Source organism: Flavobacterium sp. P3_A6 (genome assembly GCF_056403035.1).
On sequence record NZ_JBFUGG010000007.1, the window covers coordinates 164,565 to 190,323 of the forward strand.

A 25,759-nucleotide genomic window follows, 5' to 3' on the forward strand; every position below is an offset into this window, starting at 1 on the left:
TATGAACTACCATATAATGATTCAAGATAAGTTTCTGGATTCTTTTATTGCAGATGTGTATGCTATTGGAGAGGAAAATAATAATGTTTTTTGGTTTAGAGGAAATAAAGGAGAAACAAATTATATAACAACGGATAAACTCATAGAATATCTTGGTCATGACAAATTAAGTTTGAAGAGTAAACTTCAATCGTTAAATCCAACAGATACAATTTTTATACATTGGTATGATAAGTGGATTGCTGATTTGGTTTATGATTTGCCTAATAAATTAATTGTGTTTTTTTGGGGAGGAGAGATGTACGAAGAACCTTTTTGGCATCATGCTAAATGGATTTATGATAAAAAAACGTATTCGATTATTAAAAAACAATCATATCCTAAAATTATTTGGCAAAAAAATATTTTTAAAACGATTCGTACTATTAAAAATGTTTTGAGATATCCTTTTATTGTGAGACAGCAATATGAACATAAAAAGAAACAAGTTGAGCGAATTGATTATATAATTTGTGGACAATTTAATACTGGTGAAATAGAAAAAGTAAATGAATTATATCCAACATTTAAAGCTAAACATTTGGCAGGTTATTATGATTTGAATTTTGACTTGGCTAATGAAATAAATATTAAAGCCAAAACTTCGGTTGCAATTAAAATTTTAGTAGGTAATTCCGCTACTGAAGCTAATAACCATTTGGAAGCTTTTGAGAAATTGAAAAGATTAAAGGATGTTGAAATTTATTGTGTCTTATCTTATGGGTCTGATTATTACAAACGAATAGTTATGCTCGAAGGGAAGAGAGTTTTTGGAAAAAATTTTCATCCAATAACCGATTTTATTTCAAGAAAAGAATATGTTGAATTTGTGAATGAAATGGATGTTGTTTTTATGTATCATAATCGTTCACAAGCTTGGGGTAATATTGTTACTGCTTTAACTTTGGGGAAACCAGTGTTTATTAAAAATGAGAATGTTTTAAAAAAATATATTACAGCTATTGGTATTAAAACGTATGATGCTGATTTAATTGGTCAAAGTAATTTGGAATCAGTTATCATAGAGGAAAAGAAAAACTTTACTGATAACATAGAAAAGCTTAAGGAAACAATATCTAATGAAGTACGATTGAATAATCTTAAAGAAATAATGACTGTTTATGCTAGTTAAATCTTGTGAAAAATATTAAAAGAATGAATAATTATGCTCCCATTGTTCTTTTTGTTTATAACCGTCCATGGCATACACAGCAAGTTTTAAATTCGCTTGCGCAAAATCTGGAGGCTAAGGATAGTATATTGTATGTTTATTGTGATGGTGCTAAAAAACACACAACTCCTGATGATTTAATTAAAATTGAAGAGGTTATAAAATTAGTCAATTCAGAAAAACGGTTTAAAAAAGTTGTAATTAAAATTCAGGAAAAAAATAAAGGTTTGGCTAATTCAATTATTGATGGAGTTACAGAAGTGGTTAATAGGCATGGGACAGTTATTATTTTAGAAGATGACATTGTAACTTCAGTTGGATTTTTAAAATACATGAATAATGCGTTATCGTTTTATCAGGATAATGATAAAGTAATGCATATTTCTGGATATATGTATCCTCATAAAGAGGAATTGCCAGAGACTTTCTTTTTCAATGTGCCTCTTTGTTGGGGGTGGGCAACTTGGAAAAGAGCTTGGGATCATTTTGAAGATGATTCATTAAAGTTATGGAAGCAACTAAAAAACGAAAAATTATTTCATGAAGTAGATAAGTTTGGGGAAGATTACCTGAGTGAGCAATTAGCTCACAACATATCAGGTAGACTTAAAACATGGTTCATAAAATGGCACGCATCTATTTTATTAAAAAATGGATATACTTTGTATCCTAGAAAATCTTTAGTCGATAATATAGGTTTTGATAGTTCTGGTGTTCATAATGAAGAAGTACCACAATTTAAGAATGCAATTTTATTACATCAAATTAAAATTGAATCAATAACATTAATTGAAAATAAAAATGCCCAGGAAATTGTAAAATTATTTTATAAGGAATTAAAAAGACCAGTTACAGTTAAAAAAACAGTCAGACTAAAAAGTAAGTTAAAGTATAGAATTAGAAGTACATTCTTTAAAATATTTCCCGATGTAAAGAAAAAAATATATGAGAAGAATGACAATTATGACGTAATTAACAATAACTCTTATTTAGGAGATCAATGTTTAATTTACCCTAGATCTAGATTGTCTAACTCTATAATTGGAAATTATACATATATTTCAGAAAATTCAATTATTAATAATACCGTAATTGGGAAGTTCTGTTCAATAGGTACAAATTTAGTTTGTGGTTGGGGTATACATCCAACAAACGGATTATCAACACATCCAATGTTTTATTCAAAAGAAAAGCAAAATGGTATGACATTGAGTGAGATTGATAAAGTGGAAGAAACTAAGATTATTACTATTGGGAATGATGTTTTTATTGGTATGAATGTAACTATTTTAGATGGTGTAAAGATAGGAGATGGAGCAGTTATTGGTGCTGGAGCAGTAGTTTCTAAAGATATTCCTTCTTACGCAATAGCAGTTGGAAATCCAATTCAAATTATCAAATTTAGATTTGACGATAAAAAAATAGAAGAGCTTTTACAAATAAAATGGTGGGATTTTGAAAAAGAGGATTTAGCTTTAGTTGAAAAATATTTTTTTGAAATAGAAGATTTTATTGAGAAGGTTAAGAAATAAAAGAATAAATTATAATTTAGTAATAATTCACGAATGTCATTAATTTCTATAATTACCATCAATTATAACAATCTTGAAGGTTTAAAAAAAACCATTCAAAGCGTTACAAACCAAACTTGGCAGAAATTTGAATATATTGTTATTGATGGTGGTTCTACTGATGGCTGTGCAGAATATATAAAAAGTCAAAGCGATAAAATTGATTATTGGGTAAGCGAACCTGACAAAGGCATTTACAATGCCATGAATAAAGGGATTGTACAGGCAAAAGGAGAATATTTACTTTTTTTAAATAGTGGCGATCATCTATTTAATAATTATGTTTTAGAAAATAATAATCAGTACCTAGCTGAAAATGATTTGATATATTTTAATTTAAATTTTGTTGATGGTACAGAATCATGGATACATAAATATCCAGAACGTTTATTTTTTTCCTATTTTATTTTAGATACATTACCGCATCCTTCAACATTTATTAAAAGAAAATTATTTGATATCACCGGATTTTATAATGAAGATTTTAAAGTGGTATCAGACTGGAAATTTTTTATTGAAAGTGTCTGTAAACATAATTGTTCCTATAGCAGGATTGATGAAATCTTGTCAACATTTTATTTGGATGGAATTAGTTCAAAATCAGAAAATGGAAAAATGATTTTTGATGAACGGCAATTGGTACTTAAAGCTGGTTTTTCTGCTTTTTTAGATGATATTGATAAACTAAATAAACTTGAAAAAACGGTAATAAATATTAATAAATCAAGAAAAATACGATTATTGATAAAATTAGGTCTGTTGAACAAATTTTAAAAAAAGATTAATCCATTATTATTCCTTGTTATAATCAAGCTCAATTTATAGATGAAGTTTTACAATCTGTTTTAAACCAAACCTATAAAAATTGGGAAGCTATTATTGTTGAGAGATTATAGAAAAAATAATTTGCTTATTATAGGTTTACAAAAAAGTGGTTTATATTATGGATGTTAAATTATTAAAATTATTTTTCAATTGAAAAAAGTACTTTTTATAACTCATCAAGCTACTAGAACAGGGGCTCCATTGATATTATTGCATTTTCTTATATGGTTAAATAAAAATACTTCAGATTACCAGTTTGATATATTGATGTTAGATGGAGGGGGGATTAAAGACGATTTTGTCGCTGAATGTAATAATGTTTATCTGTATTCTGAACTTCATAAAACTCCTAAATTTTCAATTGTTTTTAAAAAAAGACTTCTAACTAAATTAGGATTAAAACCAAAGAATAAGGAGCGTCTTTTTTTGGAAAAAATATCTCAAAATAAGTATGATTTAATTTATGCTAATACAATTTTATCGATTCCTGTAGCTATAAAAATTAAAAGCATTATTCACGAATCCAAATTAGTGCTACATGTTCATGAATTGAATACAGTAATTAAAATGGTTTTGCCTTTCTTTAAAGATTATTCTGGTCTCATTGATAGATTTATAACAGTATCCAATAAAGTAAAAAATAATCTTGTTGAAAATTATAACGTAAATCCAAATTTAGTAAATGTTGTTCATGCGTTTGGATTATCAACAAGTCCGGTACATAAATTAAAAGATAATGACACATTCATTGTAGGAGCTTCGGGGAGTGCTTATTGGGCAAAAGGCCATGATATTTTTATTTTGATAGCTAACCAATTTGTTAAAAAATATCCAAACTTAAAAATTAAGTTCGTTTGGGTTGGTGATCATTCTGAAAATAAAATTATTATTGAACAGGATATATCTAAATTAGGTTTAGCTGACAAAGTGATGTTTGTTGGAGAGGTACCCGATCCTGAAAAATATTATCAGGATTTTGATGTATTTCTATTGACTTCTAGGGAAGATTCTTTTCCAATGGTTTGTATTGAAAACGCGAAACTTATGAATCCTATTATATGTTTTGAAAAGGCATCAGGGACAGCTGAAATTATTGATAAGGGAGGAGGATATGTTGTACCTTATTTAGATATCGAAGGTATGGTAGAAAAAATTAAATTTTATTATGATAATCCAAATAAAAGAAAAGAAGATGGAGAAATGGCACAACAGTTATTTTCTGAACTATCGCCTGAGAAGATATGTCCATTACTTTATGAGCAAATTGTTTCATTTTTAAAATAGTATAATTTGCAGCCATTAGTAAGTATCATCATAGTCAATTATGATCATGAAATGTTTTTAAAATAAAGTTTAAAAAGTGTTTTTATCAAGCCTATTCAAATATAGAATATTATATAGGATGATTGTAGTACGAATAATAGTTGTGATATCCAGATAACTTATTTTACGAGAAAAATTCAAGGAATTTATAATTTGATTGCAATTGTTACTGGTAAAGCCTTATTTGAAATGTCATTTTTTGGGTTTTAAAAAAATAATAAAATAAATGTTAGCGATAATAATTCCTTATCATAAACTTTCTTTTTTTGCGGAAACTATTCAATCGTTGGCCAGCCAAACTGATAAGCGGTTTAAGGTATATATTGGTGATGATGCCAGTGCGGAAGATTGCACTTTTTTGCTTGAACAATTCAGAGGGAAATTCGATTTTAAATATCATCGATTCGAAAATAATTTGGGAGGGATTTCCCTTTCAAAACAGTGGGAGCGTTGTATTGCCTTATCTGCTGATGAAGAATGGATTATGATATTAGGTGATGATGATGTGTTAGAGGATACCGTAGTAGCTTCATGGTATGAGAATTATGATTTTTTTAATGAAAAATCTAATTTAATTCGTTTTGCCACTAAGGTAATAAATGAAGAATCTGAAAGTATTTCTGCGGTTTTTAATCATCCCTTATGGGAAAAAGAATCCGATTTTTTTATAAGAAGTGAGAAAAAGCAAACTAGAAGTTCCTTGTCTGAATATATTTTTTCTAGAAAATCATATATCAAATATGGATTTTATGATTATCCTTTAGCTTGGGGAAGTGACTGTAAAGCTTGGTTAGAATTTCCTGATGGAAAATTAATATATACCATAAATGACAGCATTATCGATTTTAGAATTTCAAATTTAAATATTTCAGGTCGTAAAGATAATCAGGAACTAAAAGACAAAGCAAATATTCAACTGTTTAAAGATATTTTAACTAAAAAAATAAATTTGTTCAGTCACAATCAAAGATTAGATTTACTGATGATGTTCGAATTAGCTATAAAAGAGAGTAGAAAATTGAGTATGCAGGAATGGATTTTTTTAATTAAATTATATATAATTAATTTTAATTTTGTTTTCTTTTCTAAATGTATAAGACGGTTTTTGATAAGCATTCTTACAGTAGACAAGAATCGGATTAAAATTTCGCTGACAAAGTAAAAACAGTTTTTATTGTTTTTCTTTAAAAACGCCTAATGTGTAGAGTACTATTAAACACAAAAAAAATACACTTGATTTTAGAATAGTATTTTTCAGTGACAGAATTATTTTCACAGAACAATATAAAATCACAATAATCATCAATAATGAAAAATACATTAGCTCCAATTGTTTTGTTTACCTATAATCGTCCTTTACATACACAACAGGTATTAGATTCTCTTTCAAAAAATGCAGAAGCAAAGGATAGTGTTTTATATATACATTGTGACGGGTTGAAACATAATCCTGCGGAAGGGGATTTAAATAAAATTGATGCAGTTAGAACCATTGTAAAAAATGAAAACCGCTTTAAACAAGTAATTACGGTTATTGCAGAAGAAAATAAAGGTTTAGAAAATTCAATTATAGATGGGGTTACTAATGTTATAAATACTCATGGAAAAGTAATTGTATTGGAGGATGATTTAATTGTGTCACCGTTTTTTATCGCCTACATGAATGACTCACTGGATAGATATGAAAGTAACCTTGCTGTGGGACAAATAGGTGCATGCAATTTTTTTGCCTGTGGTAAAAATTATCCCGATTATTTTTTTGTTCCTTTACCAGATTGTTGGGGTTGGGCTACATGGAAAAACAGATGGGTTTTTTTTAATCCAAATATTGAAGAATTATCACTTGAATTAAATAAGAATGAGGATAAAGTTTATGTTTTTAATGCCTATGGGGCATTTGATTTTATGGGTATGCTTAATGATCAGATTAAAAATAAAAGTACATCTTGGGATGTTAGATGGCAGGCGGTTTGTGTGTTAAAAGGCTGGTTAACTTTGTATCCAAATCCTTCCATGAGCAATCATATCGAATCAGAAGATGCAACCCATGTTAATAAAAATATTACACCGCCAATAGCAACTATAGCTCCTGTTTTTTATTCGGTTGCGGTTAAGGAAGTTCCTAGAGTTATTAGAGCCGTTAAATTAGGATATTCGAAAAAAGGAGATTATTTTGGTAATAGAAAAAAGGTATCTAAGATAAAAAGAATTAAAAAAATAATTAGGCCATTAGTGCCGTCATTTATTATTAATACTTGGAAAAATTTAAAAAAATGATTGAAATAATCACTCAGGAAAATCTACAGTTAGCTATAATTATTCGATCTGATTATAAAAAAGAGGGTATCGAATTCTTTACAAGTGATGATGATTCCCAACAATTGGGCTATATGAATAGAGATGAAGGATATATAATTCCTCCCCACAGACATAATATAGTTCCTAGAGCAGTGCATTTAACGCAGGAGGTTCTTTTTATCAAAAGCGGAAAAGTACGTGTCGATTTTTATGACAATGATCAAAACTATATACAGAGTTCTGTGTTAGAAAAAGGTGATGTAATTTTACTTTCTGATGGAGGTCATGGTTTCAAAATGCTTGAAAAATCAGAAATGATTGAAGTCAAGCAAGGACCTTATTGTGGAGAAAGAGATAAAGTGCGTTTTTTGCCTGTAGATGAGGATCATTTAATTTTAAAATAAAAATGACAAATTTTCAACAGTATAGTAAATATTACGACCTACTTTATAAAGACAAAAATTATAGAGAAGAAAGTCAATATGTTATTGAAAAAATAAAAGATTTTGCACCCAATGCCACAAGAATTCTTGAATTGGGGTCTGGAAGCGGTTCTCACGCGCACTATTTTTGCGAAGCTGGATTTGAAGTTACGGGTATTGAAAGAAGCCCGGAAATGGTTACGATTGCTAAAGACAAAGCGATTATTGGGTTTAATCCGATTATAGGTGATATTTCTTCTTATGAAGTATCTTTACAATTTGATGTTGCTATTTCGTTATTTCATGTCATTTCCTATTTAACTGAAAATGATGTACTAATAGATTGTTTTAAAACGACAAATAAGCAGCTGAATGATGGAGGTGTTTTTATTTTTGATATTTGGTATTCTTCAGCCGTTTATCACCTAAAACCAGAAACCAGAATTAAGCGTTTGGAAAACGATGAAATAGAGGTAGTTAGATTGGCGGAATCTAAAATGGAATCTGATAAAAATATCGTAGCCGTTAATTTTGAAGTAATAATCAAAGATAAGATAACTCATACTACAGAAAGTATTAAAGAAGAACACCTGATGAGGCATTTTTCTATTCCTGAAATTAAAATGTTAGCTGTATCTACAGGGTTTGAAGTGCTGTTGGCAGAAGAATTTTTAACCGGAAATACTCCTTCTCAGGATACTTGGGGGGTTTGTTTCGTATTAAAAAAAATATAAATTATGATACCTGTAAATACCCCACTTTTATCAGGGAATGAATTGAAATATATTACAGAGTGTATTGAAACTGGTTGGATATCATCAGAAGGATCCTTTGTGACGCGATTTGAAACAGAATTTGCACAATATGTTAATCGAAATCATGGAATAGCCGTTTCTAATGGTTCTGCCGCTTTAGATATTGCTGTGAAAGCTTTGGGTTTAGGCAAAGAAGATGAAGTTATTATGCCAGCTTTTACTATTATTTCGCCGGCTCAATCAGTAGTTACCGCAGGAGCTGTACCAGTTTTGATAGACAGTGATTCTATTACGTGGAATATGGATGTAACCCAAATTGAGACAAAAATTACTCCTAAAACAAAAGCCATAATTGTTATTCATATATATGGATTGCCTGTAGATATGGATCCAGTTTTGGCTTTGTGTAAAAAGTATGATTTGAAATTGATTGAAGATGCAGCTGAAATGCACGGACAAACCTACAAGGGAAAAATGTGTGGCAGTTTTGGGGATATCAGTATTTTTAGTTTTTATCCTAATAAACACATTACAACTGGAGAAGGCGGTATGATGGTTTGTAATGATGCTGATCTTGCCGAAAAATGTAAAAAACTCCGAAATTTAGCATTTGAGCCACAAGGCAGACGATTTATACATAATGAATTGGGTTGGAATTATAGAATGACCAACCTTCAGGCAGCTTTGGGTGTGGCTCAATTGGAAAAAATGGAGTTTCACATTCAAAGAAAAAGAGAAATTGGTAATTTATACAATGAAGGTTTGAAAAAGCTTAATGGATTTCAACTGCCATTAGAAAATACAGAATATGCTAAAAATATTTATTGGGTTTTTGGGTTAGTTGCCGATACTGAAGCGCAGCAGGAAGTAATAGTGAAAAAATTAAACGATGCAAAAATAGGTACACGTCCTTTTTTTTGGTGCATGCACGAACAACCAGTTTTTCAAAAGATGGGTTTATTTAAAAACGAAAGCTATCCTGTCGCTGAAAAATTGGCGAGAAATGGTTTTTATATTCCAAGTGGATTAGGGCTGACTAATGAAGAGATTACTAATGTGATAAATGTGATGATTAAGGAATAAATGTCAAAAAAAATAGCAATAATTTTCTGGGATGGATGGTTAGGTGTTGCGCCAACATTATTATCATTAATAGAATATTTTTCAGAAAAAGAGAATCATATTTTTGTTTATTTAAGAGATGATGATGAATATGACCTGTCGATAATAGAAACATTTGATAAGAGTAAAGTAACTTTTGAAAGGATTAAATCAAAAAGGCCAAGCATTAGAATAAAGTTAATTTACAAATTGGTTTTTATTTTAAACAAATTAATGAGCATTAATTTGTTTTCTTCAAAATTCATTAATTTTATAAAGAACAGTCTACAAAAACTAGAACCTTATACTTACATAGTTAATTTTTCAAATCACATACGAAAAAGTAAAGAGGATTTTTTTGATGTGACATTTTGTGTGGATACTATTGGTCTTTTTGCTTATCAGAAAAGTAAAATGAAATCAAAAAAGATAATAAACTTATCGCTAGAGATATTATATGATCGTAAAAAGAGCAGTGATTGGTTAAATATGATTCTTAAGAAGAATGAAAGAAATTATTTAATTCAGAAGGTTTCATTTACTCTGATACAGGATCATTTTAGATGGCAAATTTATAAGAGAATTAATAATATTTCAGATGATAAATATATATTGTTACCAAATTCTATTAGAATGAATTTAGAAAAAGAAAAAATTAAAAAAAGTGATTTTTTCTACAATAAGTTCAATTTAGATCCTGAAACTTTAATTATCCTTTCTGCTGGTATGATTTGTGATGAAGTATGCAGTTTTGAAATTGCTCAAGCTGTTGGTAATTATAATTTTAAGAATAAAACAAAAATTATTTTTCATAATAGACTAAAAAATGCTAATGAGAACCCATACTTAGATGAGGTTAGAGCAGCAGGTAAAGAAAATATCTGTTTGTCGTTGGATCCAGTATTGTTTTCTGAATTACATACAGTATTTAATTCAGCGCAAATAGGGCTAGTCATATATAATACAAATAATACTGATGAAAATTATAATTCAATTGGAGCTGCTTCTGGTAAATTATATCAGTATTTAAAATATGGCTTGCCTATAATAGTTTCAAATACAGAAGGGCTGAGCGAGTTGGTGCTGGAGAATGACTTAGGTGTAATTGTAGATAGTCCTTTAGATATACCTTTAGCAATCGAAAAAATTACTTCAAATTATCATTGTTATAGTGATAATGCAAAAACAGCATTCGAAAGAAAATTAAACATTGATATCTTTTTAAATAAAATTGATGAATTAATTTAAGATTTTTCTGATTAAGTAAAATAAATGATCTTGAATTATAAAGGTTGAAGCATTATAATGAAAGTAGACAGTATTTATAGAAATGAAGCAAAAAGATGAATAATTGGTATTTGAATAAATAAAATGATGCAGCCCAAATTATCAATCATTACAATAAATTATAACGATGCCAAAGGTTTAGAAAGAACGATACAATCTGTTATTGCTCAAACGTATCAAAATTTTGAGTATTTGATTATTGACGGTGATTCTAATGATGGCAGCAAAATTATAGCTGAACGATACCGAGCCAACATTGATTATTATAGTAGTGAACCAGATACCGGTATTTATCATGCCATGAACAAAGGCATAAAAGCTTCTAAAGGAGAATATCTTTTATTTCTGAATAGCGGTGATGTCCTAAATGGTATGACTGCAGTTAATGATTTTATAAATCATATCAATTTTGGCGGTCATATTATTTATGGAGATTATAAATTTAAAACAGGAGGTAAAGTATATCCGGATAGTCTAACTCCATTGTTTTTTGTTCGTACCTCTTTGCCACACCAAAGCACATTTTTTAATAGAGTAGTTTTTGATAAAATGGGTTTATACGATGAGCGATATAAAATAGTTGCAGATAGAGCTTTTTATATCAAATGTTTTTTGAGTAATCAGTTTGTTTTTAAGCATATTAATTATCCATTAACTATTTTTGATTTAACGGGGGTAAGTAATGACTTGATACATAAAGAAAAACAGCTTTTAGAAAACGAAAGTATGTTTCAAGAGTATTACGGATTGTATTTTGAAGATTACAAAAAAATGCTCAGTTTGCAGAGCGAACTTAATCAGGCAAAACTAGAAACACTTCGTGGAATTTTAAGACGCATCAGCAATAGAATTAAGAAAGTATGGCGAATCCATTAGTTAGTGTTATTATTCCAACATATAAAAGAACAGATTATTTAAAATTAACACTTCAGAGTGTCTTAAATCAAACTTTTAAGGATTTTGAAATAATTGTTGTCGATGACGGAACTCCAAATGATGAAAACTTATTTTTATGTCAAACATTTTATAAAGTAAAATATATTAAAATTGAAAACTCTGGAGGTCCAGCGAAACCTAGAAATATAGGAATTCGTCAGGCTAAAGGAAAATATATTGCTTTTGTAGATGATGATGATTTGTGGCTTCCGGATAAATTAGAAAAACAGGTAGCAATTTTAGAAAATAATCCTGATTTTGGTTTAGTACATGGATGTTGTGAAATTATAGACGAAAACGGAATATTGCAAAATGCAATTGTTGGACGTCCAGGAACACCAGAAGTAAAACATGGGGATGTCGCAATGAGAATGATGGGCAATTGGACAGTAATGATGCCTATCCCTTTGGTTAGATTGGAGATTATTAAAAGTGTTGGTTTTTTCAATGAAATTATTCCACCTGCATTGGAGGATATTGAGTATTGGACACGTTGCTCTTTTGCAGGTAAGTTTTTTTATCTAGATGAACCATTAGTGCAATACAGGGTTCATGCTAAAAATATATCGAAAGATAATCCGGATTATTTTTATTTACCTCTATTTATGAAATGCATTTTACAAAATCAATTATCCATTAAAAGAATTAATAAGAAAGAATATAAGTTACTTTTAACCAGTTTAAGCAGAATGCAGATTAAAATGATCAATAAAGGGTTTTTTAAAATGATTAAAAATTTATTTACATTAGATTTTTTTTGGTTTCTTAAAGTAAGTAATTGTAAGTTATTAGTTTATGTTTTTTTATTTAAGAAATAAAAATGCGAGTAGGTTTTAATCCAGGAAAAGACAAAGTAAAAAAAGTTGATGATTTCTTTCATCAAGTGATTATGCCTGTCTACATTCCAAATCATGATGGTTATTTTAAAGATAGTTTTAAGATTTTAAAATATAGTCTTGAGTCCCTCTTTAAAACCAGCCATGACGGGACATATATTTCTGTTGTAAACAATGGCAGTTGTGAAATTGTTGTTGATTATTTACAAAAACTGCTTAAGGAAAATAAAATACAAGAACTAACTCATTCGACTAATATTGGCTATGTTAATGCTATGTTGAAGGGGATAACGGGGCATAAATTCGCTTTGGTAACTACTGCAGATGCAGATGTATTATTTTTAAATAATTGGCAAAAAGAAACCTATAAAGTGTTTGAAGCATTTCCAAAAACTGGTGCAATTTGTCCAACACCAACGTCAAAAAGTTTGAAATTTTATACGTATAATCTTTTTTTTGATTGTATTTTTTTTAAAAAAATGTCTTTCACAAAAGTGTTAAATCCACTTGCTTTACAAGACTTTGCAAAAAGCATTGGTAATTCAGATTTCTATAATTCTTTTCACCTTGATAAGTATTTGACAATAACAAAAAATGATATTAAAGCAGTAGTCGGAGCAGGTCATTATATTGTGACATACAAAGGATGTATATTTAATAAGTTAGAAGAAAAATATTCTGATTTTGTTTTAGGCGGGGGAAGTGATGATATTTTAGATAAACCAGTTGCTGATCAAGGTTATTGGAGACTTTCTACAGAAGATAATTTTGCCTACCATATGGGTAATAGCGCTGAACCATGGATGGAAGAGATATTAAATGTTTTAAAAGACGAAAGTAGTATAGTTGTGAATGCTCCGCCGTTAAAAGAATTGTATACTTCAAGGTTTTGTAACTTTATTAAAGGGAAAATTTTTATGAGAATTTTGACCAACAAAGCTATTTGGAGTTCGTTTCTACAATATAAAGGCCTTAATAGAGAAGCCTCAAAAAACTACTGATATGAAATTACGATTACTTATTAGAAAAATTTTGTATTATTTTTTGAATACAGCTACAGTATATGAAAAAGTAACCGTGTCAGGATTTTCAAGAGGTTTACAAAATGTAGTCTTTGAGGGAAAAAATGCCGTACCTGACAGATGTAATTTTTCTGGGATTATCAAAATTGGCTATGCAACAACGCTAGGATATAATAATATTTTAAGCGGAAATATAGCAATTGGAAAATATTGCCAAATAGGTGCAGATGTTGCAATCCATGCTACAAATCATCCAATAAATTACCTGACTACTTATATAAACTATAATTTGTTTCAGGGTGAACTAATTCAGTTAAAGGAAGAAAAGCAAATCAAAATTGGTCACGATGTATGGATTGGGCATAATGTAATAATTGTTGGTAATGTTACAATCGGTAATGGAGCTATATTAGCGGCTGGATCAGTTGTTACAAAAGATGTTGCCCCTTATACAATAGTAGCAGGAGTTCCTGCAAAACCAATCAGAAAAAGATTTAGCGATACAATTATTAATGAAATTGAAGAACTTCAGTGGTGGAATCTTTCTGAGCAAGAACTGGAAAAAATTAAACCTTTATTCTTTACAGATTTTCAAAATAAGAAAAGTATTTATGAATAAAACAATCGCCATTATCCCAGCTCGTAGTGGTTCTAAAAGGCTTCCAAGAAAAAATATAAAATGGCTGGGAGGGATTCCTTTAATAGCACATTCCATATTATATGCCAAGGCAAATAATAAAATTATCGATGACATTTACGTTTCGACAGATGATGCAGAAATAAAAAAAATAGCATTGCAATTTGGAGCAAAAGTTATTGATAGACCCGCTTTTCTTTCGGGAGATTTTGAACCTACAGTTTCGGCTTTGAGACATGTTTTAGAAACGATTAATGAGGAAATTGAAAATGTCGTTTTATTGCAGGCAACCAATCCGCTTCGTCCCGAAAATTTATTAAAAGAGGCGTTTGAAGTGTATAGAGAGAAAAAATGGGATAGTTTGTTTTCTGTAACTCAAAATCATCAAAAGTTTGGGAAAATTGAAAACGAAAAATACATTCCTTTCAATTATAAAATAGGACAGCGAAGTCAGGATTTAGAGCCACTTTATTATGAAAATGGATTGCTATATATAAGTAAAGCTAAATTAATATTAGAGGATAAAATTATTTCAGAAGAAGCTTTTCCATTCAAAGTAAATCATATTTTTGCAGGAGTTGATATCGATAATCAGGAAGATTTAGAATATGCTGAGTATCTTTTCAAAAAGCTTATAACTCATAACTCATAACTCATTTTATGAACCCATATATAGAAATTTCAGGAAGAAAAATTGGACCAGATTTTCCACCTTTAGTTATTGCCGAAATAGGAATTAACCACGAAGGTTCTTTACAGGTGGCCAAAGAGATGGTTGATGCAGCACATCGAGCAGGAGTTGAGGTAGTAAAACATCAAACCCATATTGTTGAAGATGAAATGTCGGGAGCTGCCAAAAAAGTGATTCCTGGTAATGCAGATGTTTCTATTTATGAAATCATGGAGCGCTGTTCGCTAAATGAAGTGGACGAATTAGAATTAAAAAATTATGTTGAAAGTAAAGGAATGATTTTTGTTTCGACACCTTTTTCTCGAGCAGCTGCTGAAAGATTAAAAAAGTTTAATATTCCAGCTTATAAAATAGGTTCGGGAGAATGTAATAATTATCCGTTATTAGAGCATATTGCTTCTTTTGGCAAACCTGTTATTCTTAGTACTGGTATGAATACAATCGAAAGTGTTCAAAAAGCAGTGGCAATTTTCGATAAGAGTAATGTTCCTGTTGCACTCTTGCATACTACTAATTTATACCCAACTCCTATTCATTTAGTGCGGTTTGGCGCAATGGTACAAATGCATCAGGCTTTTCCAGATAAAGTATTTGGATTGTCCGACCACACTTTAAATAATAATGCGTGTTTAGGAGCGGTAGCTTTGGGAGCGAGTATATTAGAGCGGCATTTTACAGACATTATGCAGCGTAAAGGACCAGATATTGTATGCAGTATGGATGAGCAAACTACAAAGGAATTAATACTAAGTTCAAATGAAATTTGGCAGATGCGAGGAGGTGTCAAGGAACCAGCACGAGAAGAGCAAGTGACTATTGATTTTGCTTTTGCCACTGTTTGTTCAATAAAACCAATTAAAACAGGAGAATTATTATCTAAAGAAAATATTTGGGTGAAGCGTCCAGGTACAGGTGAAATTTTAGCTGAACATTTTAATGGACTAATTGGCAAAACAGCCCTTAGAGATATTAAGAATGATGAACAATTAGAGTTTTCGGATTTTGAATAGAATAAAAAAAATCCTTTTCTTAACAGGAACACGTGCTGATTTTGGTAAAATAAAATCACTGATTTCGATTTTGGAGCAACAAACCCAATTTGAGGTTTTTGTAGCTGTAACTGGAATGCATTTACAGGAAGAATATGGCTATACCTTGTTGGAAATTCAGCGTTGCGGGTATAAAAATATTCATACTTTTAAAAATCATACCCATGAAACCACGATGGATTTGACATTAGCCAAAACGATTGAAGGACTTTCCAGTTATGTGAAAATTGTGAAACCGGATTTAATCCTTGTACATGGTGATCGTGTAGAAACTTTGGCGGGAGCCATTGTTGGGTCTTTAAATAATATTTTGGTAGCCCATATTGAGGGTGGTGAAATATCAGGAACTGTTGATGAATTGATTCGTCACAGCGTGAGTAAACTGAGTCATATTCATTTTGTTTCCAATGCGGAAGCGGCCAATCGACTGAAACAAATGGGAGAGATATCAGAATCAATTTTCACGATTGGATCGCCGGATATTGATGTTATGTTTTCGGATAAACTTCCTGATTTAACTGTTGTAAAAGAGTATTATCAAATTGATTTTGATTTGTTTGGAATTGTTATGTTCCATCCAGTAACTACTGAAATTAAATCAATGGAAGAATATGCTATTAGTTTTGTCGATGCATTATTAGAAGATAATCATAATTATATAGTTGTATTTCCTAATAATGACTTAGGAAGCAAAACGATTTTAAAAGCGTATGAACGATTAAAAGGCAATCCTAGATTCCGAATTTTTCCATCATTGCGTTTTGAATATTTTTTGATATTATTAAGAAATTGCCAATTCATTATAGGTAATAGCAGTGCCGGGATACGTGAGGCTCCTTACTACGGTGTTCCGATTATTAATATTGGTACTCGACAACTAAATAGAGCAATGAATGCTGATATTGTCAATGTAGATTATGATGGAAAAAGTATTTCTAAAGCTTTAAAAACTATTGATTCTCACAAAGTACAACAAGTAGATGCTGATTTTGGACAGGGAAATAGTGCAGTATTGTTTTTAAAATCACTTGATAAAGAAGTATTTTGGCAAATGAATCATCAAAAACAGTTTAGAGATCGATGAAGAATTACCCTTTTTTAAAAGAAACTTCAGTAAGTATTTGGAAAAAGATTAAAATAAGTATTTCCAAAGAATAATCCCTTTTTTTGCGAATTTAAAATAGAATGCAATTTTTTAAATAAGTTATGTTTTTCAATTCTCTATCGTTTACTATTTTTCTGCCCATCGTTTTTTTGCTATACTGGTTTGTTTTTAATAAAACGAAAAGCAGTCAGAATCTTTTACTTATAGTTGCGAGTTATTATTTTTATTCCTGCTGGGATTGGCGGTTCTTATTTTTGTTGATTTTCTCTACATTTTTAGACTATTATACTGGTATTCGAATTGAAAAAAGTAATGATGACAATGGGCGAAAGTTCTGGTTTTGGCTTAGTATTATTGTCAATTTGGGATTTCTGGGTATTTTCAAATATTACAATTTTTTCTTAGCTTCGTTTGCACAAATGCTGACTTCAGTTGGGTTTAAAGCAAGCCCTATTTTATTGGATGTTGTCTTGCCTGTTGGAATTTCATTTTACACTTTTCACGGGTTATCTTATGTAATTGATATTTATTATAAACGCATCAAAGCCGAATATAATTTTGTCGATTATTCTTTATTTGTTAGTTATTTCCCGCTCTTGGTTGCTGGACCTATAGAAAGAGCAACTCATTTACTGCCTGAAATAAAAGTCAAACGAGAATTTGATTTAGAGAAAGCCAAGGAAGGAATTTGCCAGATAATTTGGGGATTGGTTAAAAAAGTGGTTATTGCCGATACCTGCGCAACGTATGCTAATGCTATTTTTGACAACTATGCTTCCATGAATTCCATGTCACTTATTTTAGGAGCCGTTTATTTTGCTTTTCAAATTTATGGGGATTTTTCAGGATATTCGGATATGGCATTGGGAATGTCAAAATTGTTTGGATTGGATTTATTACGCAATTTTAATTATCCATATTTTTCACGTGATATTGCCGAGTTTTGGCGACGTTGGCACATTTCACTTTCGTCTTGGTTTCGTGATTATTTATATATCCCTTTAGGCGGAAGCAAAGGAGGTATTTGGATGAAAATCAGAAATACTTTTATCATTTTTGTAGTTAGCGGTTTTTGGCATGGTGCTAACTGGACTTATGTTTTTTGGGGATTTTTAAATGCAGTTTACTTTTTGCCTTTGCTTTTATCTAACAGTAACCGAAATAATATGGATGCCATACATTTGAAATTTAATTTTGATTCTGTAAAAGTAATTTTGAGTATTCTGAGTACTTTTTTGCTGACTTGTATCGCTTGGGTATTTTTTAGGTCAAAAACTATAACGGATGCAGTATTGTATTTAAAACGTATTGTTGCAAACAGAGATTTTGATTTTCAATATTTAGTAAATGAACGTTACAGTTATGAATTACTCATAATGGTTGGCCTCTTTGTTGTGGTTGAATGGAATAATCGCAGTAAGACAGAACCTTTATCAGGAAAAAGGAATATGCTGAAATTAACGTCGGCAATTCTGGTAATAATAGCTTTTGGAACTTATTCAGATTATAAAGAATTTATATATTTTCAGTTTTAATGAAGAAATTTTTAATTTATGTAACTAAGATTATCCTTTTAATAGTTTTAATAACTGGTGTACTCGACGCATTGTATACGATTGTTTTTATGCAGTCTAAAAAACGGGGAAAAATAGAAACTGTTATAAATTCGAAGGCTGAAAAATATGATGTAGTCGTATTAGGATCCTCTCGTGCTAATAATCATTTTGTTTCGCAAATGTTTAAAAATAAAGGACTTAATGTTTTTAATTATGGAATGAGTGGTGGCCATTTATTTGAGGCCTCATTACTGCTTAAATTGATGATTGAAAGAAAATATATAATCAAAAATATTATTTTAGAGGCAGATTTAAATCTTTCTAATGATAAAGAATCTGAGGGGGTTTCTGCTAAATTTCTGCCCTATATTCATAACTCGGATGTCATAAAAAAACATTTTCAAGATGAAAAGGATTTCGATGAGCTATTTTATATTCCATTTTACAGATATATAAAATATGATGGTAAAATAGGTTTTAGAGAGATTTATAAAATTGTAAAAGGTGAGAAAACCAGTTCGTTAGACAATTTCGGATATTATCCGTTAATCAAACACAAAAAAGGGAGCATGAAAAACAATATTGTTGCTCTTAATCTTTTGCCACATAATAAATATTATGATGAAATTAAAAACATTTGTAAAGCCAATAAGATTAACTTTATTGCCGTAATGACGCCAATGTGTGAAAATGTAATTGGGATGAATTATTTTGACAAAGTAAAAAAGGCGTATCCTGAAATTCATAATTATGAAAATGCGGTGATAGAAGACAAATATTTTTCGTCTTGCGGACACATGAATGATCAGGGAGCCAGATTATTTACTGCAAAAATAATTAATGATTTTTTTAAAAAATAACAATATAATGAAGGGGTTTAAAAATAAAATTTTATTACTGTTTCCAGATGGAGTAGGAGTTAGGAATTATTTGTATTCAGATGTATTTAAAGAGATAAATGACGATTTAGTTTTGTTCCATAATTTTGATCCAGAAACTATAGCAGCAATTAAGCAAAACACTTCAATTAGTGATTCAATTACGATACCAGTCTATAATGAGTCTGTTAAAGAGAAATTTTTAAGAGAATTGATTTGTCTTTCCAGGCTTTATCATAATGCTGAAAAAGTTGATAATAAAGTGGTATTGGCATATTGGAATTGGAATCAGAAAACATTTTTTAAAAAGATATTTTATAAATTAATTGAAAGTACAGCTCCTTTCTTCAAGGATTATTCTAAGATTTTAAAACTTGAACGGAAATATCAAAGAGTCATTCGTCAAAATTCTTTTTATGATGAGGTGAAAGAAGTTTTAAAAAAAACACAGCCAAGAGTTGTTTTTTGCTCACATCAAAGATCTTTAAAAGCAGCAACTATCTTTGCAGCGGCAATAGATTTGGGAATTAAGACCACAACTGTAATTTACTCTTGGGATAATTTGCCCAAGGCTCGTATGGCTCTTAGGGCAGATAATTATTTGGTATGGTCAACCTATATGAAAAAGGAAATGGAACTATATTATCCAGAAATTTTGCCAAAAAGTATTCATATCACAGGTAGTCCTCAATTTGAGTTTTATGAAGATAAAAACAATATAATTGATGAAGAAATTTTTTATCAAAAATATGGTTTAGATCCAAATAAAAAAATCATTTGTTTTTCGGGTGACGATACTTTAACATCTCCCGATGATCCAAGCTATTTAAAGGATATTGCTGAAGAAATTATGAAAGCGAAGCTACAGGATGAATATCAAATTTTATTGAGAAGATGTCCAGTGGATTTTTCGGGAAGATTTGAAACGGTATTAAATGAACATAAGGATTTAATAAAAGAGGCTATTCCTTTATGGCACTTTAATTCTTCGAAAGAATGGAGTGCTGTTTATCCGTCAGTTGATGATGTGAAATTGTTGATTAGTACTGCTTTTTATTCAGATATAGTAGTGAATGTTGGGTCAACAATGGCTTTTGATTTTGCTATGTTTAATAAGCCATGTGTATTTATTAACTATGATCAGGAAAATAAAAAGGTTAAGGATTGGTCAGTAAAAACGATTTATCAGTTCCAGCATTTTAGAAGTATTCCTAATATTCATACTGTTATTTGGCTAAACAGTAAAGAGGAAATTGTAGAGAAGCTAACATTTAAAAAGAATTGCAGTTTGGATATGATCCAATGGAAAGAAATTGTGCTAGAAGATTATAAAAAGGCTTCAGAGAATATACGTGAAATAATTAAAAGTAATTAAATAATGCACATCTGTTTTTTAACAAATGAATATCCAAAAGAAGGTTTTCCACATGGTGGAATAGGTAGTTTTGTAAAAACATTAGCTGTAGAATTGGTTAAGCAAGGGATTAAAGTATCAGTAATTGGAATAAATTATACTTTGGATAATGAAACTGAAATACTAGATAATGTTATTGTTTATCGTTTGAAAAGAAGCAACATAAAAGGTCTTTCTTGGTATTTTAATTTTAAAGCAATCAATAGAAAAATTAAAAAAATCCATAGAGACAATCCTATAAATATTGTTGAAGCTTCTGAGCTTGGTCTTGCTTTTATTTCAAAAATATCGAATATTAAATACATTATTAGGCTTCATGGCGGACATCATTTTTTTGCTGAAAGCGAAAATAGAAAAATTGATAAATGGAAAGGGTTTCAAGAAAAAAGGTCTTTTAAAAAGGCAGATGCTTTCATAGCTGTTTCTGAGTATGTAAAAGATCATACACAAAAATATTTGAGTTATAATAACAAGTCAATAAGTTATATTAATTATCCAATTAATACTGATTTTTTTGCATCCACAGGAAGAATAATTGATGATGTAAAAATTGTTTTTGCTGGTACGGTTTGTGAAAAAAAAGGGATACGCCAGCTAATACAAGCTTTCCCAATTGTAAAAATGCAGTATCCTGATGCAACTCTGGAAATTTATGGCAGAGACTGGTTTTTCCCTGATAAAAGGTCTTATATACAAATGCTGAAAGAGAAAGAGTTACCTCAATTAGGTGCTGTCGCAAAAGATATTAATTTTCATGGAGCTATCGCCTACAAGGATATTCCTTTTGCGTATGCTGATGCTGGAGTCTGTGTGTTTCCATCTCATATGGAAACTCAGGGCTTAGTGGCTCCAGAAGCTATGGCTATGGAAAAAACAGTTGTTTTTACAAAATTAGGGCCAGGACCTGAAACTATAGATAATTATGAAACTGGATTATTATGTGATCCCTATAATCCAAATGATATTGCTGAAAAAATTATCTGGGTTTTTTCTAATAAAGAAAAAGCAAAAGAAATAGGTAAAGCTGCTAGGAAGTTTGTGCTTACGAAATATGGTTTGCAGTATATCGTTTGCCAGAATGTAGATTTTTATCAAGATGTAATGTAGTAAATATTTTATTGAAAATGAATATGAGAATTAACAAAGCGAAATAAATTTATAGTTGGTTACTTGAAGAGAATAGAGAAGTTTTAAATTATATTTTTTGAAATTTATTCTTAGATTGATTAAATACAAATAATTATTTTAAAAAGTTGAATGTTGGTGTAGTTTACTATTTAATAAATTAAAAATGAAATCCAAAGAGATAATTTTAGAAACGAACCTGAAGCAAAAAGAATTTTACAACACGAAAAAGAGAAATTTGGCAACTCGTATTTGGTCCAAATTTAGGAATGGAATTTTAAACAGAGTCAAAAAAAATAGTGGTATTCAAGACCAAACCTATTTATTGCATAAACAATGGTTTGGAGATTTGTCTTCTAAAAAAGTACTTGATCTAGGATGTTTTTCTGGAAATTATTGGTCAATTTATTTGGCAGAAAACTCAAAAGAGTATTTAGGTATTGACTTAAGCGATATTGCAATTAATAAATTAAACGAAAGAATTAAACATTTACATCATGCACAAGCTGAGGCGATTGATTTTCTTTCTGATGAATTTACTTCAGATAATTTTGATTTAATTTATGCTTATGGAGTTTTGCATCATTTTGAAAACACACAAGTATTGATTGATAAGCTCAATGAGAAATTAGTTCCCGATGGAAAAATCATTAGTTATGACCCGTTGGAAACTAGTTTGCCTATAAAAATTATTAGAAGGTTGTATCGTCCTTTTCAGTCAGATGCTGCATGGGAATGGCCATTTACAAAAAAAACGTTTTATCAGTTTCAGTCTGCTTTTACTATTATTGAAAGACGGGGGCTTCTCGGTAAATCAAAATGGATGGCATTGATTTCTATGCTTCCAATGACAGGCGATAAAAAAAATAAAATTGGCCAAAAATGGCATAAAGAAGATTGGGACAATTCAAAAAAATCCGATTCTGTGTTATTTAGTTGTATGCATTTGACTATGCTAATGGAAAAAAAATAATTTAAATGAATTTATTCAAACTTATCCAGTCTGATTACAAGAAGCATCAAAAATACGGAGGTAATTTTTTTGGAATTGTATTTTTAACTCAAGGATTTTGGGCTATTTTTCAATATAGGCTTGCACATTTTATTTATAAAACAATAAAATGGCAACCATTTAGATTTTTAGGTTTATTGTTAATGCTTTTTTGGCAGAAAATAATTGAAATTACGGCTGGAATATCAATCCCGGCATCTTCAATCATAGGACATTCATTTTATATTGGTCATTTTGGAGGTATTATTATCAATGCAAATTCTATTATAGGCAACAATTGTAACATTTCTCAGGGAGTGACTATTGGTGTTTCGGGACGAGGTGAAAAACGAGGAAGCCCTATTTTGGGCGATGAAGTGTATATTGGTGTGAATGCAGTGGTATCTGGTAAAATTACAATTGGGGATAATGTTTTAATAGGAGCTTGCACTTTGATAAATAAATCTATTCCGGCTGGTTCGGTAGTAATAGGCGTTCCAGCTGTAATTGTTTCTCAAAAGGGTTCTAAAGGATATATTTGATGAAATTACTAATTGTTTCAGCAGCTCCATTTATTTTTAAGGGAGAAAAATGTTTTGCCTACAGCCCATATGTAAAGGAATTGGTTGTTTGGGAAAAATATGTTGCCGAAATTTCTTTTTGCTGTCCTGTTTGGAAAAGCCAGAATGGATTATTAATTGATGAGATTACATTTGAAATAAAAAAACATTTTAAATTAATCGATTTTAATTTAAATAATTCAGTCAATATTATTAAGGCATTTTTTTATGGCTTTTTTAATATTTTAATTATTTTCAAAGCCATGCGCCAAGCTGATCATATTCATCTGCGTTGTCCAGGAAATATAGGATTACTAGGTTGTTTGGTTCAAATTTTATTTCCCAGCAAACCCAAAACAGCAAAATATGCGGGGAATTGGGATCCCAAAGCGAAACAGCCTTGGAGTTACCGTTTACAAAAATGGATTTTGAACAACACTTTTTTAACCCGAAATATGAAAGTATTGGTTTATGGTGAATGGAAAAATCAGTCTAAAAATATAGTTCCTTTTTTTACGGCTACCTATTCAGAATCAGAAAAAAAAATGTTCCAAAAAAAAACATTGACTCCATTGATTCGTTTTGTTTTTGTAGGTACATTGGTAAAAGGTAAAAATGCACTATATACGATTCAATTGGTAGAAGAACTGTTTGAAAAAGGATATTCAGTTCATTTGGATTTGTATGGAGAAGGAGTTGAAAGAGCGCTTTTAGAACGTTATATTTTAGATTTTAATTTAGAAAGAATTATCGAGTTGAAAGGAAATCAATCTAAGGATTTTGTAAAAGAAGGATATCAAAACAGCCATTTTGTAATTTTACCCTCCAAAAGTGAAGGCTGGCCAAAAGCATTGGCGGAAGGTATGTTTTGGGGCTGCGTTCCTATTGCCACACCAGTTTCCTGTGTGCCTTTTATGTTGGATTTTGGGAATAGAGGGCTGTTGTTGGAAATGAATTTGGGCCAAGATATTCAACAATTAGAAACTCTTTTAAATAACGAATTAGAATTTACCGCTAAAAGCCAAAAGGCTTTTGATTGGTCAGCAAAATATACGCTTGATGTATTTGAAAATGAAATACGAAAAATGCTATTGCCATGAGAATAGTACAACTGATAGATTCTTTAGAAGCTGGCGGAGCTGAACGTATGGCCGTTAATTATGCTAATGCTTTGGTTGATAAAGTTAAATTTTCGGGTTTGGTTACTACTCGAAAAGAAGGAGTATTGTTAAATCAAATTAATTCGAATGTTTCGTATTTGTTTTTGAATAAAAAAAAACAACTTGATTTTAGATCTCTTTTTAGATTATGTTCTTTTGTTTTAAAAAACAAGGTAACTCATATTCATGCCCATAGTACTTCTTTTTTCTTTGCTTTTTTATTAAAATTGATATATCCTTCGGTAAAAATTGTTTGGCATTACCATTATGGTAATAATGAGGTGTTGTCAAAAAAAAGAGTGCTATTTTTTAAGATGGTAATCCCTTTCTTTAGTGGCGTTATTGCAGTTAATCAGAAGCTCAAATTATGGATTGTAAACAAGTTGAAATCTAATAACGTTATTTATTTGCCTAATTTTCCATGTGAATCAAACCACTTGATGTCAGAAACTATTTTGAAAGGGAATGGAAAACGAATAGTATCTTTGGCTAACCTTAGAGAAGATAAAAATCATTTTTTATTAATAGAAGTTGCAAAAAAACTAAAAGAATCTCATTCTGATTGGACTTTTCATTTGGTAGGAAAAGATTTTGAAGATGTGTATTCCAATCAAATTAAAGAATTGATCAAACAGTATCATTTAGAAGAAAATGTATTTCTTTATGGCTCAAAACAAGATGTGTCAACTATTTTGTCTCAAACTGATATTGCTATTTTGACTTCGAAATCAGAAGGTTTACCAGTTGCTCTTTTGGAGTATGGTTGGTATAAAAAAGCAGTAGTTGTGACCAAAGTTGGAGAGATACCGATGATTATTCAAAATAAAAAAAATGGTTTCATTGTAGATCCCAATGATTCGAATTTATTTTATCAGTCATTAGTCAATTTAATTACCGATGATAAGTTACGATTTGATTTTGGAGAGGCTCTTTTTGATACTATTGAAGCGAATTATACTGCAGAATGTGTTATGGAAAAATATGTAAATTGGTTGCAAATGTTTTAA

At 30.1% G+C, this 25,759-nt stretch carries 26 protein-coding genes; all 26 read left to right on the plus strand.

All coding sequences use genetic code 11. From position 1 onward, the window contains the following. Position 1: 1 nt before the first annotated feature. The 26 genes from AC1DVP_RS09575 to AC1DVP_RS09700 all read left to right on the plus strand — a co-directional run bounded on the left by AC1DVP_RS09575 (position 2) and on the right by AC1DVP_RS09700 (position 25,759). A complete protein-coding gene (locus AC1DVP_RS09575; RefSeq protein WP_477183253.1) occupies positions 2-1,171 on the plus strand; it encodes a TDP-N-acetylfucosamine:lipid II N-acetylfucosaminyltransferase family protein in 1,170 nt (389 codons plus the stop codon). Positions 1,172-1,194: 23 nt separating this feature from the next. After that, positions 1,195-2,742 (plus strand): CatB-related O-acetyltransferase, encoded by a 1,548-nt coding sequence (locus AC1DVP_RS09580; RefSeq protein ID WP_477183254.1) that lies wholly within the window; start codon positions 1,195-1,197, stop codon positions 2,740-2,742. 33 nt (positions 2,743-2,775) lie between these two features. Further along, positions 2,776-3,555: a glycosyltransferase family 2 protein gene (locus tag AC1DVP_RS09585; protein WP_477183255.1), complete on the plus strand. Its 780-nt coding sequence runs from the start codon at positions 2,776-2,778 to the stop codon at positions 3,553-3,555. Between the two features lie 20 nt (positions 3,556-3,575). Next, complete coding sequence (locus AC1DVP_RS09590) at positions 3,576-3,677, plus strand: glycosyltransferase (RefSeq protein WP_477183305.1); 102 nt, start codon at positions 3,576-3,578, stop codon at positions 3,675-3,677. A 79-nt stretch (positions 3,678-3,756) separates the two neighbouring features. After that, a complete protein-coding gene (locus tag AC1DVP_RS09595; RefSeq protein ID WP_477183256.1) occupies positions 3,757-4,890 on the plus strand; it encodes a glycosyltransferase in 1,134 nt (377 codons plus the stop codon). Between the two features lie 265 nt (positions 4,891-5,155). Beyond that, on the plus strand, positions 5,156-6,091 hold the full coding sequence (locus AC1DVP_RS09600) for a glycosyltransferase family 2 protein (RefSeq protein WP_477183257.1): 936 nt from the start codon (positions 5,156-5,158) through the stop codon (positions 6,089-6,091). A gap of 146 nt (positions 6,092-6,237) precedes the next feature. After that, a complete protein-coding gene (locus AC1DVP_RS09605; RefSeq protein WP_477183258.1) occupies positions 6,238-7,206 on the plus strand; it encodes a glycosyltransferase family A protein in 969 nt (322 codons plus the stop codon). Next, entirely contained in the window at positions 7,203-7,631 is a 429-nt protein-coding gene (locus AC1DVP_RS09610; RefSeq protein ID WP_477183259.1) for a cupin domain-containing protein, read from the plus strand. The genes AC1DVP_RS09605 and AC1DVP_RS09610 overlap by 4 nt, the downstream gene beginning before the upstream one ends. 2 nt (positions 7,632-7,633) lie before the next feature. After that, entirely contained in the window at positions 7,634-8,383 is a 750-nt protein-coding gene (locus AC1DVP_RS09615) for a class I SAM-dependent DNA methyltransferase (protein WP_477183260.1), read from the plus strand. 3 nt (positions 8,384-8,386) lie between these two features. Then, positions 8,387-9,487, plus strand: a complete 1,101-nt coding sequence (locus tag AC1DVP_RS09620) for a DegT/DnrJ/EryC1/StrS family aminotransferase (protein WP_477183261.1) — start codon at positions 8,387-8,389, stop codon at positions 9,485-9,487. After that, positions 9,488-10,753, plus strand: a complete 1,266-nt coding sequence (locus tag AC1DVP_RS09625; protein ID WP_477183262.1) for a glycosyltransferase — start codon at positions 9,488-9,490, stop codon at positions 10,751-10,753. A gap of 123 nt (positions 10,754-10,876) precedes the next feature. Next, the gene (locus tag AC1DVP_RS09630) at positions 10,877-11,668 is read left to right on the plus strand and encodes a glycosyltransferase family 2 protein (RefSeq protein WP_477183263.1); all 792 of its coding nucleotides are present in this window, start codon (positions 10,877-10,879) and stop codon (positions 11,666-11,668) included. Then, on the plus strand, positions 11,653-12,546 hold the full coding sequence (locus AC1DVP_RS09635; RefSeq protein WP_477183264.1) for a glycosyltransferase family 2 protein: 894 nt from the start codon (positions 11,653-11,655) through the stop codon (positions 12,544-12,546). Before AC1DVP_RS09630 ends, AC1DVP_RS09635 begins: the two co-directional genes overlap by 16 nt. 2 nt (positions 12,547-12,548) lie before the next feature. After that, complete coding sequence (locus AC1DVP_RS09640; RefSeq protein ID WP_477183265.1) at positions 12,549-13,565, plus strand: glycosyltransferase; 1,017 nt, start codon at positions 12,549-12,551, stop codon at positions 13,563-13,565. 1 nt (position 13,566) lies between these two features. Next, positions 13,567-14,205, plus strand: coding sequence for a CatB-related O-acetyltransferase (locus AC1DVP_RS09645; RefSeq protein WP_477183266.1), 639 nt, complete (start codon positions 13,567-13,569; stop codon positions 14,203-14,205). Then, positions 14,198-14,875, plus strand: coding sequence for an acylneuraminate cytidylyltransferase family protein (locus AC1DVP_RS09650; protein ID WP_477183267.1), 678 nt, complete (start codon positions 14,198-14,200; stop codon positions 14,873-14,875). The genes AC1DVP_RS09645 and AC1DVP_RS09650 overlap by 8 nt, the downstream gene beginning before the upstream one ends. Before the next feature lie 8 nt (positions 14,876-14,883). Continuing rightward, positions 14,884-15,924, plus strand: coding sequence for an N-acetylneuraminate synthase family protein (locus AC1DVP_RS09655; protein ID WP_477183268.1), 1,041 nt, complete (start codon positions 14,884-14,886; stop codon positions 15,922-15,924). Between the two features lies 1 nt (position 15,925). Further along, positions 15,926-17,047, plus strand: coding sequence for a UDP-N-acetylglucosamine 2-epimerase (gene neuC / locus AC1DVP_RS09660; RefSeq protein WP_477183306.1), 1,122 nt, complete (start codon positions 15,926-15,928; stop codon positions 17,045-17,047). A 122-nt stretch (positions 17,048-17,169) separates the two neighbouring features. Next, positions 17,170-18,603, plus strand: a complete 1,434-nt coding sequence (locus tag AC1DVP_RS09665) for an MBOAT family O-acyltransferase (protein ID WP_477183269.1) — start codon at positions 17,170-17,172, stop codon at positions 18,601-18,603. After that, positions 18,603-19,484 carry a hypothetical protein gene (locus AC1DVP_RS09670; protein ID WP_477183270.1) on the plus strand — a complete coding sequence of 294 codons (882 nt, stop codon included), beginning with the start codon at positions 18,603-18,605 and terminating at the stop codon, positions 19,482-19,484. The genes AC1DVP_RS09665 and AC1DVP_RS09670 overlap by 1 nt, the downstream gene beginning before the upstream one ends. After that, a complete protein-coding gene (locus tag AC1DVP_RS09675; RefSeq protein ID WP_477183271.1) occupies positions 19,465-20,877 on the plus strand; it encodes a CDP-glycerol glycerophosphotransferase family protein in 1,413 nt (470 codons plus the stop codon). The genes AC1DVP_RS09670 and AC1DVP_RS09675 overlap by 20 nt, the downstream gene beginning before the upstream one ends. A 3-nt stretch (positions 20,878-20,880) precedes the next feature. After that, complete coding sequence (locus AC1DVP_RS09680; protein ID WP_477183272.1) at positions 20,881-22,023, plus strand: glycosyltransferase family 4 protein; 1,143 nt, start codon at positions 20,881-20,883, stop codon at positions 22,021-22,023. 184 nt (positions 22,024-22,207) lie between these two features. Further along, the gene (locus AC1DVP_RS09685) at positions 22,208-23,014 is read left to right on the plus strand and encodes a class I SAM-dependent methyltransferase (protein ID WP_477183273.1); all 807 of its coding nucleotides are present in this window, start codon (positions 22,208-22,210) and stop codon (positions 23,012-23,014) included. A 5-nt stretch (positions 23,015-23,019) separates the two neighbouring features. Further along, the gene (locus AC1DVP_RS09690; RefSeq protein WP_477183274.1) at positions 23,020-23,574 is read left to right on the plus strand and encodes a serine O-acetyltransferase; all 555 of its coding nucleotides are present in this window, start codon (positions 23,020-23,022) and stop codon (positions 23,572-23,574) included. Further along, complete coding sequence (locus AC1DVP_RS09695) at positions 23,574-24,692, plus strand: glycosyltransferase (RefSeq protein ID WP_477183275.1); 1,119 nt, start codon at positions 23,574-23,576, stop codon at positions 24,690-24,692. Before AC1DVP_RS09690 ends, AC1DVP_RS09695 begins: the two co-directional genes overlap by 1 nt. Then, on the plus strand, positions 24,689-25,759 hold the full coding sequence (locus AC1DVP_RS09700; protein WP_477183276.1) for a glycosyltransferase: 1,071 nt from the start codon (positions 24,689-24,691) through the stop codon (positions 25,757-25,759). Before AC1DVP_RS09695 ends, AC1DVP_RS09700 begins: the two co-directional genes overlap by 4 nt.

What these genes read in the sequence shown, in the direction of transcription:
- AC1DVP_RS09620 (WP_477183261.1), top strand. Translation starts at nt 8,387, where the DNA reads ATGATACCTGTAAATACCCCACTTTTATCAGGGAATGAATTGAAATAT.
- AC1DVP_RS09580 (WP_477183254.1), top strand. Translation starts at nt 1,195, where the DNA reads ATGAATAATTATGCTCCCATTGTTCTTTTTGTTTATAACCGTCCATGG.
- AC1DVP_RS09600 (WP_477183257.1), top strand. Translation starts at nt 5,156, where the DNA reads ATGTTAGCGATAATAATTCCTTATCATAAACTTTCTTTTTTTGCGGAA.
- AC1DVP_RS09670 (WP_477183270.1), top strand. Translation starts at nt 18,603, where the DNA reads ATGAAGAAATTTTTAATTTATGTAACTAAGATTATCCTTTTAATAGTT.
- AC1DVP_RS09640 (WP_477183265.1), top strand. Translation starts at nt 12,549, where the DNA reads ATGCGAGTAGGTTTTAATCCAGGAAAAGACAAAGTAAAAAAAGTTGAT.
- AC1DVP_RS09645 (WP_477183266.1), top strand. Translation starts at nt 13,567, where the DNA reads ATGAAATTACGATTACTTATTAGAAAAATTTTGTATTATTTTTTGAAT.
- AC1DVP_RS09690 (WP_477183274.1), top strand. Translation starts at nt 23,020, where the DNA reads ATGAATTTATTCAAACTTATCCAGTCTGATTACAAGAAGCATCAAAAA.
- AC1DVP_RS09585 (WP_477183255.1), top strand. Translation starts at nt 2,776, where the DNA reads ATGTCATTAATTTCTATAATTACCATCAATTATAACAATCTTGAAGGT.
- AC1DVP_RS09635 (WP_477183264.1), top strand. Translation starts at nt 11,653, where the DNA reads ATGGCGAATCCATTAGTTAGTGTTATTATTCCAACATATAAAAGAACA.
- AC1DVP_RS09665 (WP_477183269.1), top strand. Translation starts at nt 17,170, where the DNA reads ATGTTTTTCAATTCTCTATCGTTTACTATTTTTCTGCCCATCGTTTTT.
- AC1DVP_RS09575 (WP_477183253.1), top strand. Translation starts at nt 2, where the DNA reads ATGAACTACCATATAATGATTCAAGATAAGTTTCTGGATTCTTTTATT.
- AC1DVP_RS09650 (WP_477183267.1), top strand. Translation starts at nt 14,198, where the DNA reads ATGAATAAAACAATCGCCATTATCCCAGCTCGTAGTGGTTCTAAAAGG.
- AC1DVP_RS09610 (WP_477183259.1), top strand. Translation starts at nt 7,203, where the DNA reads ATGATTGAAATAATCACTCAGGAAAATCTACAGTTAGCTATAATTATT.
- AC1DVP_RS09680 (WP_477183272.1), top strand. Translation starts at nt 20,881, where the DNA reads ATGCACATCTGTTTTTTAACAAATGAATATCCAAAAGAAGGTTTTCCA.
- AC1DVP_RS09675 (WP_477183271.1), top strand. Translation starts at nt 19,465, where the DNA reads ATGATTTTTTTAAAAAATAACAATATAATGAAGGGGTTTAAAAATAAA.
- AC1DVP_RS09605 (WP_477183258.1), top strand. Translation starts at nt 6,238, where the DNA reads ATGAAAAATACATTAGCTCCAATTGTTTTGTTTACCTATAATCGTCCT.
- AC1DVP_RS09685 (WP_477183273.1), top strand. Translation starts at nt 22,208, where the DNA reads ATGAAATCCAAAGAGATAATTTTAGAAACGAACCTGAAGCAAAAAGAA.
- AC1DVP_RS09630 (WP_477183263.1), top strand. Translation starts at nt 10,877, where the DNA reads ATGATGCAGCCCAAATTATCAATCATTACAATAAATTATAACGATGCC.
- AC1DVP_RS09615 (WP_477183260.1), top strand. Translation starts at nt 7,634, where the DNA reads ATGACAAATTTTCAACAGTATAGTAAATATTACGACCTACTTTATAAA.
- AC1DVP_RS09625 (WP_477183262.1), top strand. Translation starts at nt 9,488, where the DNA reads ATGTCAAAAAAAATAGCAATAATTTTCTGGGATGGATGGTTAGGTGTT.
- AC1DVP_RS09695 (WP_477183275.1), top strand. Translation starts at nt 23,574, where the DNA reads ATGAAATTACTAATTGTTTCAGCAGCTCCATTTATTTTTAAGGGAGAA.
- AC1DVP_RS09700 (WP_477183276.1), top strand. Translation starts at nt 24,689, where the DNA reads ATGAGAATAGTACAACTGATAGATTCTTTAGAAGCTGGCGGAGCTGAA.
- AC1DVP_RS09655 (WP_477183268.1), top strand. Translation starts at nt 14,884, where the DNA reads ATGAACCCATATATAGAAATTTCAGGAAGAAAAATTGGACCAGATTTT.